The following is a 15,298-nucleotide window of genomic DNA, read 5'->3' on the forward strand; positions in this document are numbered from 1 at the left end:
CGGTCGGCGACGGCGGCACGGACGCGGCGGCGCAGCGACGGTTCAGCCGGGATCGAAGCGGCGGCGCCGTCGCGCCGACGCGCACGAACGATCTGCCCAAGGATTCGGATCGCGGCGAAACCGTCGCAGGCGCCGGCGCCCGGCGCGGGCGCGACATTCACAGTTCGGGCCGGCGCGGCGGCGGGCCGAAGCTGACGGTGGCGCTGCCGGGACGGAACCGGATCACCGCGGTGGTGCCCTGGCCCGGCGCGCTGGTCAGGGTCACCGGCCAGCCGAAGCGCTCGCCCAGCCGGCGCACGATCGACAGGCCCATGCCCTTGCCGTCGCCGGAGGAGAAATCGGCGCGGTAGAACGGAGTGAAGGCCTTGGTCAGGGTCTCCACCGACATGCCGATGCCGGTGTCGCGGATCTCGACGCTGTCGCGGCTCAGGCGCACGTCGATCCGGCCCTGGTCGGTGAAGCGCACCGCGTTGCTGAGCAGGTTGCCGATCATCACCCCCAGCGCATGCGGCGGCGCGACCAGGCGCGGACCGCCCTCGTCGTACAGGTGCAGCTCGACCGGCTTGCCGTTGAGCAAAGGCAGCAGCCGTTCCATCTCGTTGTCGACGATGTCGCGCACCGCGAACTCTTCCGACTGCGGCTCGACGTCGGATTCGCGGGCCAGGATGAGGAAGGCGTCGATCACCGCCTCCATGTCGCGGCCGGCGCGCTGCACCCGCAGCAGCGAGCGCTGCGCGCGCACCGGCGTGTCCGGGTCGGCCAGCATCAGGTCGGTGGCGACCCGGATCACCGTCAGCGGGGTGCGCAGCTCGTGGCTGGCGTCGCGGGTGAAGTCGCGCTCGCGCTGGACGAAGTCGCTGACCCGTTCGGCCAGGCCGCTGAGCGCGCTCGACAGCCGGCGCACTTCGCTGCCGGGGTCGTAGGGGAATTTGATCGGCTCGATCAGGCTGGTGTCGGGATCGCGCGGGTCCCATTGGCTGACCACGTTGGCCAGCCAGCTGACCGGCGAGACCAGGCGCTTGGAGGTGCGGTAGGTATGCCAGGAGATCAGGTAGGTGGTCAGCAGCGAGAACAGCAGCGAGAACAGGCCGGTGTAGAGGATCGCCTCGTCGATCAGGTCGGTGGCGTAGATCATGTAGAAGGTGCCGGCCTCGCGCCGGTCCACCAGCACCACCCGGCCGCCGCCGGGCAGGTTGTGCAGCCCCGAATCCACGTTGCGGATCCCCAGCGGCAGCTGCGAGTCGTTGCCGCCGGCGGCGACGAAGTGGCCGCGGGTGGTCGAGGTCCGCGGCAAGGGGTAGTTCGGGTCGCGCTCGCGCCCGGCCCAGTAGTCGTCGGCCTCGCGCTGCATGCGCTGCTCGAGCACCACGTGGCGCACCGCCAACCCCGCCAGGAGAATGCCCAGCGTGATCGCGACGCTGCCGATCAAGGCTTGCAGGATGAAAGCAAGCTTGATCTTGCGCGGTAACCCTTGCGGCACGGTGTCGATACGTCAGTCCGGCGGCTGCGAGATGTCCGCAACGCGATAGCCGGCGCTCTGCACCGTATGCAGCAGTTGCTTGTCGAAAGGTTTGTCGATGGTCTTGCGCAGATTGTAGAGATGGCTGCGCAAGGTGTCCGAGTCGGGCAGCCCGTTGCCCCAGATCTCGCGCTCGATCTCCTGCCGGCTGACCACGCGCGGCGATTCGCGCATCAGGATGGTCAACAGGCGCAGGCCGATCGGCGAGAGCTGCAGTTCGCTGCCGCCGCGGGTCACCCGCAGGCTGGCCGGGTCCAGCACCAGGTCGGCGACTTTCAGCACCTCGCCGCCGACCTGGCGGCGTTCGCGCCGGATCAGGGCGCGCAGGCGCGCTTCCAGCTCCTGGATCGCGAACGGCTTGGTCAGGTAGTCGTCGGCGCCGGCGCTGAGACCGGTCAGCTTCTCGTCCAGGGTGTCGCGGGCGGTCAGCATCAGCACCGGGGTCGACTTGCGGGCCTCTTCACGCAGCTTCTTGCATACCTCGATGCCGTCCATCCGCGGCAGCATCAGGTCGAGCACGACCACGTCGTAGCTGTTCTCGGTGGCGAGGCGGTAGCCGTCCACGCCGTCGGCGGCGTAATCGACCTCGAATCCGCGACTTTCCAGGTATTCGCCGACCATTTCGGAGATGTTGCGGTTGTCTTCGACGATGAGGACCAGACCCCCGTCTCTCGTACCCTGCATACAGCCTCTCCATTCCTTCAGTTTTGTGAAGGGTGCCCTCGCCAAGGTGGACGGCCCGTGAAGGCTCCCGCTACGCTGAGCGATCCGCTCTGGAACCCGCCGTATGCTTGCCGACCGTCTGTATCCGATCTTGCTGTTGCTCGGTTCGAATGTCTTCATGACTTTCGCCTGGTACGGACATCTGAAGTACAAGTCCTCGCCGCTGACCGTCGCCATCGCGGCCAGCTGGGGCATCGCCCTGTTCGAGTACTGCCTGCAGGTGCCGGCCAACCGGCTCGGCAGCGCGGTGTATTCGGCGCCCCAGCTCAAGGGCATGCAGGAGGTGATCACCCTGCTGGTGTTCGCCGGCTTCTCCGCCTGGTACCTCGGCGAGCCCTTGAAGTGGAACCATTGGGCCGGCTTCGCCCTGATCGTGGTCGCGGCCTGGCTGATCTTCCTGGATTGAGGCAACAGCGGCTCAGGGCCCGCACAGCGACTCCACCCGTACCGGCGCCTGCCAGCGCCCGGCCGCGCTGACCAGGGTCAAATGACCGACCCATACGCTGCGGGTGCTCTCGCCATCCATCGCCGCGCGCGCCTGGCGCATGCGCGCGGTCGCGACCTCGGTCCAGGCGCCGTCGTCCTCCACCCACAGGCGTGGCGCGCGCAAACGCAGGCTCGCCGCAACCCCCTGTCTGGACGCCGACCAGCGCAGCAGCGTCTCGCCGCTCAGCGCCGCGCTTTCGACGTCGCCGGCCGGCGGCACGCGGCGCAGCGCCAGCGGGCGCCCGGCCAACGACAGATACAGGGTCGGCCAGCGATCGAGGTCGGCGAGTTCGTCCTCGGCGCTGCGCCAGATCGTGGCGATCGTGTCCTCGTCGCCGGCCGCGTGCGGGTTCTCGCCGACCAGGCGGATCGAGACGATGGGACAGGTCTTGCTGTCCATCGCCTCGGCCAGCCAGGCGGACTTGCGCATCGGCCGGTCCGGCGCCGCGGCCGGCGACGCCAACGACGGCAGCGCGGCCAGGAACAGCGCGCAACCCAACACAGCGAACCTCATCGCGATCGTCCTTGAAAGCGCCGCCGCAGGCCCGTGCACGGCGGCCGGTGGAAACTCAGAACTTGATCCTGCCGGTGAGGATGTCCTTGAACATCACCCAATCGCCGACGAAGGAATACAGCGGGTGCTTGAACGTCGCCGGCCGGTTCTTCTCGAAGAAGAAATGCCCGATCCAGGCAAAGCCGTAGCCGCACACCAGCGCCGCCAGCAGCAGCCAAGGCCGCCCCTGCGCGATCGCCAGCGCGAGCAGCAACAAGACTCCGCAACTGCCGACGAAGTGCAGCCGGCGGCTGGTGCGGTTGCTGTGCTCGCTGAGATAGAACGGGTAGAACTCGCGGAAACTGGCGAAACGGTCGGCCATGGTCCCTCCGGTCGTGGCGCATCCGTACCGCCCGATCCTGAACCCGCTCGGGCGGCGAATCAAGCGCCGCGCGGCGCAAACATGATCACCGCCATGCCGGCCAGGCACAGCCCGGCGCCGAGCAGGTCCCAGCGCGTCGGCCGCACCGCGTCGACCCACCACAGCCAGAAGATCGCGACGCTGACGTAGACCCCGCCGTAGGCCGCATAGACCCGGCCCGATGCGGTCGGATGCAGGGTCAGCAGCCAGGCGAACGCGGCCAGCGCGGCTGCGGCCGGCAGCAGCAGCCAGACGCTGCCGGCCTTGCGCAGCCATAGATACGGAAGGTAACAGCCGACGATCTCCGCCAGCGCGGTCAGCACGAACAGCGCCATGGTCTTGAGCATGCGCTCAGTCGTCGCGTTCGGCGCGCTTGGCCTGGTCCCAGTAAGCGTCCTGACCTTCCAGCGGCAGCTCGGCCAGGGACAGGCCGTCCTGCGCCGCCAGCACTTCCATGCTGCGGAAGCGGCGTTCGAACTTCAGGTTGGCGCGGCGCAGCGCGGCGCCGACGTCGACCTTGCCGTGACGGGCGAGATTGGCGCAGACGAACAGCAGGTCGCCGATTTCGTCCTCCAGCCGGTCGCGCGCCTGCGCGTCGTCCGGCGCGGCGGCGACCGCGTCGAATTCGACCCGCACTTCCTCGATCTCTTCGTGCAGCTTGGCGATCACCGGGCGCACGTCGGGCCAGTCGAAGCCGACCGTGGCGGCGCGCTTTTGCAGCTTCACCGCGCGCTGCCATTCCGGCAGTCCGCGGGCGATGCCGGCCAGCACCGAAGTGTCGGCCTCGCCCGCCGCCTCGCGCTCGCGCCGCTTCTGCTCTTCCCAGGCCACGGTCTGGGCCTCGGAGTCCTCGAAGCTGGCGTCGCCGAACACATGCGGATGCCGGCGCACCATCTTGTCGCTGATCGCCGCGACCACATCGTCGAAGGCGAACGCGCCCTGCTCCTCGGCCATCCGGGCATGGAACACCACCTGCAACAGCAGGTCGCCGAGTTCGTCCTTGAGCGAGGCCAGGTCCTGGCGGTCGATCGCGTCGGCGACCTCGTAGGCCTCCTCGATCGTGTACGGCGCGATCGTGGCGAAGGTCTGTTCGATGTCCCAGGGGCAACCGCCGTCGCGGTCGCGCAGCCGGGCCATGATCGCCAGCAGGCCGGCGATGCCCGGCGGCAGTTGCAGCACTTCAGCCATCGAGCCACTCCTTCCACGGCAGATCGCGATCGCCGAGGGCGACGAAGTCGCCGTTGAGAATATGCGCGCGCTGGTTGTAGCGGAACGGCCGCCCCTGCGGGTCCACCAGCGCGCCGCCGGCGGCCTCGAGCACGCATTGGCCGGCGGCGGTGTCCCATTCGCTGGTCGGACCGAAGCGCGGATACAGGTCCAGTTCGCCTTCGGCGATGCGGCAGAACTTCAGCGACGAGCCGAGGCTGACCATGCGGATGCCGTCCGGCGCGGCGCGATGCGCGCGGACCATGAATTGTTCGCTGTGCTCGCTGAAATGCGAGCGGCTGGCGGCCACCCGCAGCGGCCGCGCCGCCGGCGAACGCACCCGGATCTCGCGCTCGGCGTCGCCGTCGCGGCGATACGCCGGGCCGCCGCGCTGGGCGTGCCACAGCGCGCCGCCGACCGGCGCCAGCACCAGGCCGAACACCGCCACGCCGTGGTCGATCAGGGCCAGGTTGACCGAGAACTCGCCGTTGCGCTTGACGAACTCGCGGGTGCCGTCGAGCGGATCGACCAGCCACAGCCGCGGCCAGGCGCGGCGCTGCTCGGCATCGACCTCGTGCGCGGACTCCTCCGACAGCACCGGAATGTCCGGGGTCAGCTCGGCCAGTCCGTCAAGGATCAGATGATGCGCGGCCAGGTCGGCCGCGGTGACCGGCGAGGCGTCGGACTTGCGCTCGACTTCGAACTCGCCGTCGTAGACCTGCAGGATCGCCGCGGCCGCGGCGCGGGCGATCGAAATCGCGCCCTCGACCTGGGCCGCGGACAGCAGCGGCGCGGGCGCCGCGCTCATGCCGCCGGCTCCGGATGCGGCTGGCCGTTGCGCAGCCATTCGCGGGCGATGAACAGCGCGGCGATGCTGCGGCCTTCGGAGAAGTCTTCGCGCAGGATCAGCTCGTGCAGGTCGTCGAGCTTCCACGGCACCACTTCGAGTTCCTCCGGCTCGTCGCCGGGCAGGCGCTCGGGGTAGAGATCGCGCGCCAGCACCAGTTGCGCCTGATGGCTCATATAGGTCGGCGCCAGGGTCAGCGAGCGCAGCACGGTCAGCGAACGCGCGCCGTAGCCGGCCTCTTCCTTGAGCTCGCGGTCGGCGGCCTGCAGCGGGGTCTCGCCTTCGTCGATCCGGCCCTTGACCAGGCCCAGCTCGTAACGGTGCACGCCGGCGGCGTATTCGCGCACCAGCAGCACGGTGTCCTCGTCCAGCATCGGCACCACCACCACCGCGCCGTGGCCGCGGCCGTGCAGGCGCTCGTAGCGCCGGCGTTCGCCGTTGGAGAACTCCAGGTCGAGCCGTTCCAGCCGGTACGGGCCGGCCTCGTGCTCGGTGATCTGGTGGATGATCGGCAGCCGCCGGGTCATGGCGCGGCTCCGGGCATGAGCGGGGAGCGGAAAGGCACGATAATGGGGGAATGCGAGAGATCACTCACGACCCCACGATGCTAACAGAGCCGGGCGCCGCCGACGCGGCGCAGGCCTGGCGCGAACGCGATCTGGCGGTGCTGTGGCACCCCTGCACCCAGATGCGCGAACACCCCCATACCCTGCCCTTGCTGCCGATCGCCAGCGGCCGCGGCCCGTGGCTGATCGGCCGCGACGGGCGCCGCTATCTGGATGCGATTTCCAGCTGGTGGACCAACCTGTTCGGCCACGCCGAGCCGCGCATCGCCGAGGCCATCGCGGCCCAGGCGCGGACCCTGGAACACGTGATCCTGGCCGGCTGCTCGCACGCGCCGGCGGTGGAACTGGCCGAGCGCCTGCTGGCGATCGCGCCGCGCCAGGACGGGCGTGCGCCGCTGGGCAAAGTGTTCTACGCCGACAACGGCTCGGCCGGGGTCGAGGTGGCATTGAAGATGGCCTTCCACTGGTTCCGCAACCGCGGCGTCGAGGGCCGGACCAAGTTCATCGCCCTGGAGAACGGCTACCACGGCGAGACCCTGGGCGCGCTGGCGGTCGGCGATATCCCGCTGTACCGGCGCATCTACGCGCCGCTGCTGGCGCAAGCCCTGTTCGCGCCCTCGCCGGACGCCTACCTGGCCGAGCCGGGCCAGAGCCCGGCCGAACGCGCCCAGGTCGCCGCCGCGGCTTTGCGCGATCTGCTCGAACGCCATGCCGGCGAAGTCTGCGCGCTGATCCTGGAGCCGCGGGTGCAGTGCGCCGGCGGCATGCGCATGCACGACCCGTCCTATCTGCGCCTGGCGCGCGGGCTGTGCGATACGCACGGGGTGTTCCTGATCGCCGACGAGATCGCGGTCGGCTTCGGCCGCACCGGCACGATGTTCGCGAGCGAACAGGCCGGGGTCATGCCGGACCTGCTGTGCCTGTCCAAGGGCCTGACCGGCGGCGCGCTGCCGCTGGCGGCGGTGCTGACCACCCAATCGATCTACGACGGCTTCCTCGACGACTCGCGCGAACGCGCCTTCCTGCATTCGCACAGCTACACCGGCAATCCCTTGGCCTGCGCCGCGGCGCTGGCGACGCTGGACATCTTCCGCGACGACGACATCGTGGTGCGCAATCGCGCCACCGCCGCGCGCATGGCCCGCGCCGCGGCCGGCTTCGCCGACCACCCGCAGGTCGCCGACGTGCGCCAGGCCGGCATGATCGTCGCCTTCGAACTGACCCGCGGCGGCGACAAGCGCAGCCCGTTCGACCCGGCCGCGCGGATCGGCCTGCGCGCCTACCGCGCCGCGCTCGAACGCGGCGTGCTGCTGCGCCCGCTCGGCGACATCCTGTACTGGATGCCGCCGTACTCGATCGACGAAGAAGCGCTGGAGCTGCTCGCCCGCACCACCCGCGAGGCGATCGACCACGCCGTACAGGAGGCCGACGCATGCGCCTGACCCGAGTCCATGTCGACGCCGATCTGGGCGCCGGCCGCGAGATCGCGCTGCCGGAAGCGCCGGCCACCCACTTGGCGCGGGTGCTGCGGCATCAGGTCGGCGATGCCTGCGTGTTGTTCAACGGCGACGGCAACGACTACCACGGCCGCATCGCCGCGTTGGGCAAGCGCGAGCTGCGGGTGGCGATCGAGTCGGTGCAAGCGGTCGAGCGCGAATCGCCGCTGCAGTTGGTGCTGCTGCAGGGCATCGCCCGCGGCGAGAAGATGGACCTGATCCTGCAGAAGGCGACCGAGCTCGGCGTGGCCCAGGTGCAGCCGCTGTGGTCGCAGCGCAGCGAGGTCAAGCTCGACGAGGCGCGCGCGGAGAAACGCCTGGCGCACTGGCGCAGCGTGGTCGCCTCGGCCTGCGAACAAAGCGGCCGCGCGCGCGTGCCGCAGGTCGCCGCGCCGCGCGCGCTGGCGGCGACCCTGGCGGCGCTGGCCCCGGGCGGTCTGCGCCTGATCCTAGACCCCGAGGGCGAACTGGCCTTCGCCACGCTCGCGGTCGACCTGGCCGCGCCGGTGGTCCTGGCGATCGGCCCGGAAGGCGGCTGGTCGCCGCTGGACCGCCAGCAGCTGCGCGACGCCGGGTTCCAGGGCCTGCGCCTGGGGCCGCGCATCCTGCGCACCGAAACCGCCGGCCTGGCCGCGATCGCGGCGCTGCAGGCGCGGTTCGGCGATCTGGCGTGAACCGCTCGGAGCGGTTTGCCGACTCGGCAAGCGGCATATGAGCGAACCGTTGGGGACGAACTCTACGTTGCGCTGGAGAGCCAAAAGCAAATCCCCCCTAGCCCCCCTTTTTCAAAGGGGGGAACCGCACCGCGGCGAACGGCTGTTGCCCCCTTTGAAGGGAGGGAACGGCACCGCGGCGAACGGCTGTTGCCCCCTTTGAAAAAGGGGGCGGCGCCTGCGCAGCGGGCGCGGGGGATTTGCTGTTGCTGTTGCTGTTGCTGTCGCCGACCGAGGCTATGGCGGTCGCCCTCTGCCGCAACCCACCGGCAGCGGCGTTCAGATCTTGAAATAGATCCGGCGCCGGTCGAGCACGGTCACCACGCCCCACCACAGCGCGACGAAGACCAGGGCGAAGGCCAGCGAGGGCAGGTACGGCCCGAAGCGCGGCGTCATCCAGTCGGCGAAGCCGTGGCGGTAGATCGGCTCCAGCCAGCCCAGCCCGATCAAGGCGTACAGCAGCAGGGCCGAGCCGGCATAGGCGGCGATCGCGTTGACGCCGAAACTGCGCCCCAGCGGCGGCCAACCGCGCACGTCGATCAGGCGGTGGCACAGGGCCAGGATCCAGCACGACCAGCCGCCGGCCCACAGCGCGTAGGCCGGGGTCCACAGGTTCTTGTTGATCGGCTGCCACTGCCCCAGCGCCCAGCCCGCGGCCAGCGCCAACGCGCCGGCCGCCAGCAGGGCGCGCAGGTCGCCGCGGCGCAGCCAATCGCCGGCGCGCAGGCCGAGCACGGTGGTGGCCAGGGCGCCGAGGGTCGAGACCAGGCCTTCGGGATCGTGGCCGCGGCCGCTGGCCGGATCGATCTGGTACACGTGGACGCCGAACAGCGCATGGTCGAGACGACTGGCGATGTTCTCGAACGGCGCATCGCTGCCGCCGCCGGCGATCAGCCAGGCATAGCCGCCGAGCAAGGCCGCGAAACCGAGCCATTGCGCTCGCGCCGGCAGATACAGCGCGATCAGCGCCGCCGCGGCGAAACACAGGCCGATCCGCTGCAGCACGCCGGGCAGGCGCAGGGCCTCGTTCCCGGTCGCCCACATCGCGCACAGGTGCAGCAGCAAGCCGAGGCCGACGATGCGCGCGGCGCGCCACAGCGCAGGACGCAACAACGTCGCCGGCGCGGCGCCGGCTTCGCGCCGCGGCATCAGCGCAAGCGAGATCGATACCCCGACGATGAACAGGAACATCGGGAACACCAGGTCGGTCGGGGTGAAGCCGTGCCACTGCGCGTGCAGCAGCGGCGCGTAGACATGGCCCCAGTCGCCTGGATTGTTGACCAGCAGCATCGCCGCGACGGTCAGGCCGCGCAGCGCATCGACCGAGGCGTAGCGCTTGGGCGCGTTCGCTGGCGGCGCCTGCGCGGCGTCGCGGTTCACGCCGCCTGCGCGAGCGCTTCGCCGATCAAGGCCTCGACCGCTTCCAGGTCGGGCAGCAGGGCGCGGTCGTCGTTGAGCAGCACGCGCGCTTGCACGCCGTGGGGGAGGATTTCGTCTTCGACCCCATCGACCAGCAAGGCCTGGCTCGATACCGTCACCAGGCGCGGGAAGCCCTGGGTCAGCAGGGCGAAGTAAGGCAGGCGCGAGGCCGCGCTGAGCGCCTTGAGCACGACCACCTTGCTGCCCAGGCCGCCCTGTTCGGAGGCCAGCCCGGACAGTTCGCCGAACGCGATCAACGGCAGCTGCCAGCCGCGCCAGCGGATCCGACCCAGCAACCAGCGCGGCGCGCCTTCGACCGGCGCCGGCGGCGCGTACGACAGCACCTCGGCGATGGTCGCGTTGGGCAGCAGCAGGCGCGCGCCGGCCACTTGGATCAACACGCCGCGGATGTCGGCCTGGCTTGCGCTCTCGGTGGCCGGGTGTTGCAGGTCGTCGTTCGACATCGCTCGCGTCCTCGCCGCGGGTCGCGCGGCCTTACGGTGCTGCTGCGGCAGCGGGATGCTGCCGGACGTTGATGCAGGCCGCGGCCCGAGGCCGCGGCATTGCCGGGCGCCGCCGCAGCGGCGCGCGGCGCTTTACAGCGGGCTGCGGGTCGACCAGCGCGCGGCCAGCTTGGCCGCCAGTTCGGCCGGCTGGCCCTGGCCGGCGCCGCGCGCGATCGCCGCGGTCGCCGCGGCGGCGTCGTAGCAGCCGTCGGGCGCCTGGCCGAGCACCAATGCGCCGTGCACGGCCAGCTTCATCGCCGCGTCGACCTGGGCCGGGTCGGCGCCGCTGAACAACAGCACCGCGCTGTCCGCGGCCGGCAAGGCGTCCAGCACCTCGCCGCCGTCCTCGACGAACTGGATGCCGCTGTCGCCGGCATCCACGCCGACGCCGGCCGGCAGGATGTAGATCACCCCGTCGATGGTGCGCGCGCCGGGTTCGGCGAGCTTGACCAGCACCGGCGTCGCGCGCTGCATCTGCGCTACCAAACGGTCGTAACGGCCGCCGTCGAGGCGTTGCTGGACCAGCACCGGGCGACCGAAGTTCTCCGGCAGCGCGCCGAGCAACTGGCGCACCGCGTCGGGGCCGCCGATGCCGGCCAACACCAGCACCGCACCGCTGCGGGTCGACGCCGGGGCGCGGTCGTCGACCAGTTCCAGGCCGGAAATGCGCCGCTCGATCTCTTCCAGATCGTGCGCGTCCAGACCCGGCGCGGTCGGCGCCGGCGACTGGCCGCTGGCCGCGCCGATCAGGCTGGCCTCGTCGCTGAAGGACCAGTCCGGCACCGCCGGCGGCGGCGGTGCGGCGGCCTTTTCCGTCGGCAGCGGATCGGTGGCGAAATCGAAGTCGAAACCGCCGGCGAAGGACTGGGCTTCGGCGCCGGCATCGCCGCCGCGGCCATCGTCGAAATCGATCGGCGCGACCGAGCCGGAGGCGGCGGACGACGCCGAATGCGCGTCCTCTTCCAGCTCGATCGAGGTGCCGGCGTCGGCGAACTTGCGGTCCAGATCGACCAGTTCGTCGTCCAGGCGATGGCTGGGCGGCTGCCAGGCGGCGATGTCGCCGATGTCGTCCAGCTCCAGCGGCGTGTCGGCGACCGGCGCCTGCCCGGCGTCGATGCGCTCCCGCTCAGTCTGCGCCGGGTCGGCCTGCTCCAGACCGGCCTGCTCCAGATCGGCAAGCTCCAGCTCGCCGAACTTCGATTCGGCGAGCCCGGCCTCGCTGAGGCCCGCATCCAGGTACTCGACCTCGATCTGGCCGGCGTCGATCCGCTGGTCGTTCCATTCCGGCTCGCCCACGTACGGCGTCGGCTGGCCCGGCACGGCGGACTGGGTCTCGATCGCTTCCAGGGTCAGGCGGCCGATGTCGAATTCGCCCGCCGGCTCGGCGGCCGGCGGATCCGATGCATCGTCCGCCGGCGCTTCGCTGGAGCGCGGCGGCGGAGCCAGCCGCGACAATTCGCCGATCTGTTCGGCGGCGATGAACGCCGAGGGATCCTGCGGCATCTCGCTGGACGCCGGATCGAAGTCGATCGTCTGCACGTCCTGGGCCAGGGCCGAGGCCGGCGAGCTAGGACGCTGGAATGCGTCGGCGGAGAACATCGGCTCGGGCTCCGGCTCGGGCTCGCGCCCGGGCGGCAGCACGTCGTCGTGCCGGTGCAGCTTGGCGGCCAGATGGCGCGCCCAGCGCGCCTCGTCCCAGCCCTCGCGGGCCACGGTCAGCTCGGCCTCTTCGAACAGCACTTCGATCGAAGGATCGACCAGCACCGCTTCGAACCGGTCCAGCGCATCCTCGGTGGCGGGATCGAGCACGACCACGACCACGTCCGGGTCGGCCGCGTCGAGCGCGGCCGGATCCAGCGAGGTCGGGTCGCCTTCCAGCACCAGGTTCGCGCCGGCATCGCCGAGCGCACTGCGCAAACGGTCGCGGGCCACGCCGGCCCGCGCCAACAACGCTACGCGACGTTCCGCTTCAGCCATGACTACGGGAAATTCCAAGCAGTTCGTACACGTTACGGATCAATTCCGGTTCCTGGTAGGGCTTGCCGAGGTAGCGCTCGACGCCGATCTCGAACGCGCGCTGGCGGTGCTTCTCGCCGGTACGCGAGGTGATCATCACGATCGGCACCTCGCGCATGCGCGCGTCGGCCTTCATCTGGGTGGCCAGCTCGTAGCCGTCCATGCGCGGCATTTCGATGTCGAGCAGCATCAGGTCGGGCACGCGCTCGGCCATGCGCTCGAGCGCATCGACGCCGTCCTTCGCGGTCATGACCTCGAAGTTGTGGCGTTCCAGCACGCGGCCGGTGACCTTGCGCATGGTGACCGAGTCGTCGACCACCATCACCAGCGGCACGCGACGGTGTTCGGCCGGAGCCGGCGGCGGCGCCGCGGCCTGGGCGAAGTCCTGCAGCAGCACGGTACGCCGGCGCACCAGCGGCGCGACGTCGAGGATCACCACCACGCGGCCGTCGCCCATGATGGTCGCGCCGAAGATGCCCGGCACCGAAGCCACCTGCGGACCGACCGGCTTGACCACGATTTCGCGGTTGCCGACCACCTGGTCGACCGACACCGCGGCGCGCAGGTCGCCCGAGCGGATCAGCAGCAAAGGCATCTGCAGCTGGCCTTCGGCCTTGGCCGGCGCGTGGCCGACCAGCAGGCCCAGGTCGTGGACCGGGTAGTCCTCGCCGCCGTAGCGGTAGGCCACCTCGCCCTGCTCGAGCAGTTCGCGCGAGAGCCGGCCGACGCCGCGCACCGAGGCGATCGGCACGGCGAAGGTGGAGTCGCCGATGCGCACGAACACCGCCTGGGTGACCGCCAGGGTCTGCGGCAGGCGCAGGGTGAAATGCACGCCCAGGCCGGGGCGGGAATGGATGTCGAGGGTGCCGCCGAGCTGGCGCACTTCGCTGGCGACCACGTCCATGCCGACGCCGCGGCCGGCCAGGCGGCTGACCTCGTCGGCGGTGGAGAAGCCCGGCTCCAGGATCAGCGCGTCCAGGTCGGCGTCGGACAGCACCGCATCGCTGCGGATCAGGCCGCGCTCTTCGCCGCGGCGGCGGATCGCCGCGCGGTCCAGGCCGGCGCCGTCGTCGGCCACTTCCAGCACGACTTCGGACCCTTCGCGGCGCACCGCGATGCGCACCGTGCCTTCGTCCGCCTTGCCGGCGGCGCGGCGCTGCTCCGGCCGCTCCAGGCCGTGCGCGACCGCGTTGCGCAGCATGTGCTCCAGCGGCGCGGTCATGCGTTCGAGCACGTTGCGGTCGAGTTCGCCCTGGGTGCCTTCCAGCTTCAGCGCGACCTGCTTGCCGAGCTCGCTGGAGGCCTGGCGGACCACGCGGCGCAGGCGCGGCAGCAGGGTGTCGAACGGCACCATGCGCGTGCGCATGAGGCCTTCCTGCAGTTCCGAGCTGACCCGCGACTGCTGCAGCAGCAGGGTTTCGTACTGACGGGTGAGGTCGTCGAGGGTGTTCTGCAGGCTGGTCTGGTCGGCCGCCGATTCGGTCAGCGCGCGCGACAGCTGCTGCAAGGTCGAGAAGCGGTCGAGTTCCAACGGATCGAAGGCCTGGTCGCCGGCCTCGCCCTCGCGCTGGTAGCGGGCGATGATCTGCGCTTCGGTCTCGATTTCCAGGCGGCGCAACTGGTCGCGCATACGCAGGTTGGTCTGGGCCATTTCCGCGATCGCGCCGCGGAACGCGCCCAGCTGCTGCTCCAGGCGGGCGCGGTAGATCGCCACTTCGCCGGCGTAGTTGACCAGACGGTCGAGCAGGTCGGCGCGGATGCGCACCTGCTCCTGCGGTGCGCGCACGCCGATGTCGTCGTCGTCGTTGAGCGGCGCTTCGCTGATCGGCGCCGACAGCGGCTTGAGGCCGCCTTCGATCGCCGGCTGCGCGGGCTGCGCCGCCGGCGCGCTCGCGCGCGCCGGTTCGGCGACGGCTGCGGCCAGGAACGGCAGGGCTTCGCCGCGCGAACGCGCGTCGAAGGCGGCGATCAGGGTCGCCGGCATGGCCAGCGCGCGGCGCGCGCCGACCCGGGTGACCATCGCATGCAGGCGATCGAAACCGCGCTCGAGCAGGACGATGCCGTCGCGGCCGAGTTCGGTGCGGTGGTCGACCACCGACTCGAGCAGCGATTCCATGACGTGGCCGAGTTCGCCCACGGCCATGATGCCGGCCATGCGCGCGCCGCCCTTGAGGGTGTGCAGGTCGCGTTGCAGGCCGACCAGCGGCTCGCGCTCGCTCGGGGTTTCGCGCAGTTGCGCCAGCAGACCGTCGGAGTGGTCGAGCAGGTCCCCGCCTTCCTCGACGAAGATGTCGACCAGTTCGGGGTCGAGTTCGCTCAGATCCAGCGCCTCGTCCGGATCGGGATCGGCGTCGAACGCGGCCAGCAGCGTAGCGCCGCTCGCGCCAGCGTCGGCGACGGATTCGGCGGCCGGCGCCTCGACCGCATCGGCGGTCGCGAACGCATCCTGCGCCGGCGCTTCGGCCTGGGCGTATTCGGCCTCCAGGCGCTCGTATTCCAGACGTTCGGCTTCGGCCTGTTCGGCGGCCAGACGCTCGGCTTCGGCCTGCTCGGCGGCGACACGTTCGGCTTCCAGGCGTTCGGCTTCGGCTTGTTCCGCCGCCTGGCGCTCGGCTTCGGCCTGTTCGGCGGCGAGGCGTTCGGCTTCCAGGCGTTCGGTCTCGGCGCGTTCGGCAGCCAGGCGCTCGGCCTCGGCCTGTTCGGCCGCGATACGTTCGGCTTCGGCGCGCTGGGCTTCGGCGGCGTACTCGGCTTCGAGACGCTCGTATTCCAGACGCTCTTCTTCGGCCAGACGCTCGGCCTCGGCCTGCTCGGCCGCGACACGTTCGGCCTCCAGGCGCTCGGCTTCGGCTTGTTCCGCGGCCAGACGCTCGGCCTCGGCCTGCTC

15 protein-coding genes are annotated in these 15,298 nt (G+C 70.9%); 3 read left to right on the top strand and 12 right to left on the bottom strand.

Annotation, left to right across the window (positions count from 1 at the left end; translation table 11 throughout):
* Positions 1-157 precede the first annotated feature (157 nt).
* Positions 158-1,480, bottom strand: a complete 1,323-nt coding sequence (locus AC3A57_RS21720) for a sensor histidine kinase (protein ID WP_221671501.1) — start codon at positions 1,478-1,480, stop codon at positions 158-160.
* A gap of 12 nt (positions 1,481-1,492) precedes the next feature.
* Positions 1,493-2,203 (bottom strand): response regulator transcription factor, encoded by a 711-nt coding sequence (locus AC3A57_RS21725; RefSeq protein WP_064746936.1) that lies wholly within the window; start codon positions 2,201-2,203, stop codon positions 1,493-1,495.
* A 103-nt stretch (positions 2,204-2,306) separates the two neighbouring features.
* On the opposite strand from AC3A57_RS21725, the gene AC3A57_RS21730 reads away from it, so the two are divergent.
* Complete coding sequence (locus AC3A57_RS21730; protein WP_487580797.1) at positions 2,307-2,648, top strand: DMT family protein; 342 nt, start codon at positions 2,307-2,309, stop codon at positions 2,646-2,648.
* A gap of 12 nt (positions 2,649-2,660) precedes the next feature.
* On the opposite strand, the gene AC3A57_RS21735 is transcribed toward AC3A57_RS21730, so the two are convergent.
* The 6 genes from AC3A57_RS21735 to nudE are packed head-to-tail and all read right to left on the bottom strand — an operon-like array spanning position 2,661 to position 6,222.
* Positions 2,661-3,242 (bottom strand): hypothetical protein, encoded by a 582-nt coding sequence (locus tag AC3A57_RS21735; RefSeq protein ID WP_487580798.1) that lies wholly within the window; start codon positions 3,240-3,242, stop codon positions 2,661-2,663.
* Between the two features lie 55 nt (positions 3,243-3,297).
* Positions 3,298-3,603, bottom strand: a complete 306-nt coding sequence (locus AC3A57_RS21740; protein WP_487580799.1) for an Mpo1-like protein — start codon at positions 3,601-3,603, stop codon at positions 3,298-3,300.
* 59 nt (positions 3,604-3,662) lie between these two features.
* Positions 3,663-3,989, bottom strand: coding sequence for a YnfA family protein (locus AC3A57_RS21745; protein ID WP_487580800.1), 327 nt, complete (start codon positions 3,987-3,989; stop codon positions 3,663-3,665).
* Between the two features lie 4 nt (positions 3,990-3,993).
* Positions 3,994-4,830 (bottom strand): nucleoside triphosphate pyrophosphohydrolase, encoded by an 837-nt coding sequence (gene mazG, locus AC3A57_RS21750; protein ID WP_221671495.1) that lies wholly within the window; start codon positions 4,828-4,830, stop codon positions 3,994-3,996.
* On the bottom strand, positions 4,823-5,656 hold the full coding sequence (cysQ, locus tag AC3A57_RS21755) for a 3'(2'),5'-bisphosphate nucleotidase CysQ (protein WP_487580801.1): 834 nt from the start codon (positions 5,654-5,656) through the stop codon (positions 4,823-4,825). The genes mazG and cysQ overlap by 8 nt, the downstream gene beginning before the upstream one ends.
* The gene (gene nudE / locus AC3A57_RS21760) at positions 5,653-6,222 is read right to left on the bottom strand and encodes an ADP compounds hydrolase NudE (protein ID WP_487580802.1); all 570 of its coding nucleotides are present in this window, start codon (positions 6,220-6,222) and stop codon (positions 5,653-5,655) included. The genes cysQ and nudE overlap by 4 nt, the downstream gene beginning before the upstream one ends.
* A gap of 77 nt (positions 6,223-6,299) precedes the next feature.
* On the opposite strand from nudE, the gene bioA reads away from it, so the two are divergent.
* Together bioA and AC3A57_RS21770 are read left to right on the top strand one after the other, a co-directional pair.
* The gene (bioA, locus tag AC3A57_RS21765) at positions 6,300-7,703 is read left to right on the top strand and encodes an adenosylmethionine--8-amino-7-oxononanoate transaminase (RefSeq protein WP_487580811.1); all 1,404 of its coding nucleotides are present in this window, start codon (positions 6,300-6,302) and stop codon (positions 7,701-7,703) included.
* Positions 7,694-8,431, top strand: a complete 738-nt coding sequence (locus AC3A57_RS21770; protein WP_487580803.1) for a 16S rRNA (uracil(1498)-N(3))-methyltransferase — start codon at positions 7,694-7,696, stop codon at positions 8,429-8,431. The genes bioA and AC3A57_RS21770 overlap by 10 nt, the downstream gene beginning before the upstream one ends.
* Positions 8,432-8,749: 318 nt before the next feature.
* Here AC3A57_RS21770 and AC3A57_RS21775 read toward each other — a convergent pair whose 3' ends face one another.
* The 4 genes from AC3A57_RS21775 to AC3A57_RS21790 all read right to left on the bottom strand — a co-directional run.
* A complete protein-coding gene (locus AC3A57_RS21775) occupies positions 8,750-9,850 on the bottom strand; it encodes an acyltransferase family protein (RefSeq protein ID WP_487580804.1) in 1,101 nt (366 codons plus the stop codon).
* A complete protein-coding gene (locus tag AC3A57_RS21780) occupies positions 9,847-10,353 on the bottom strand; it encodes a chemotaxis protein CheW (RefSeq protein WP_487580805.1) in 507 nt (168 codons plus the stop codon). The genes AC3A57_RS21775 and AC3A57_RS21780 overlap by 4 nt, the downstream gene beginning before the upstream one ends.
* 132 nt (positions 10,354-10,485) lie before the next feature.
* On the bottom strand, positions 10,486-12,372 hold the full coding sequence (locus tag AC3A57_RS21785) for a chemotaxis protein CheB (RefSeq protein WP_487580806.1): 1,887 nt from the start codon (positions 12,370-12,372) through the stop codon (positions 10,486-10,488).
* The coding region (locus AC3A57_RS21790) for a response regulator (protein WP_487580807.1) at positions 12,365-15,298 on the bottom strand (2,934 nt) is incomplete at its 5' end. The genes AC3A57_RS21785 and AC3A57_RS21790, both read right to left, overlap by 8 nt.

The organism is Lysobacter sp. Soil_C_15 (genome assembly GCF_057657315.1).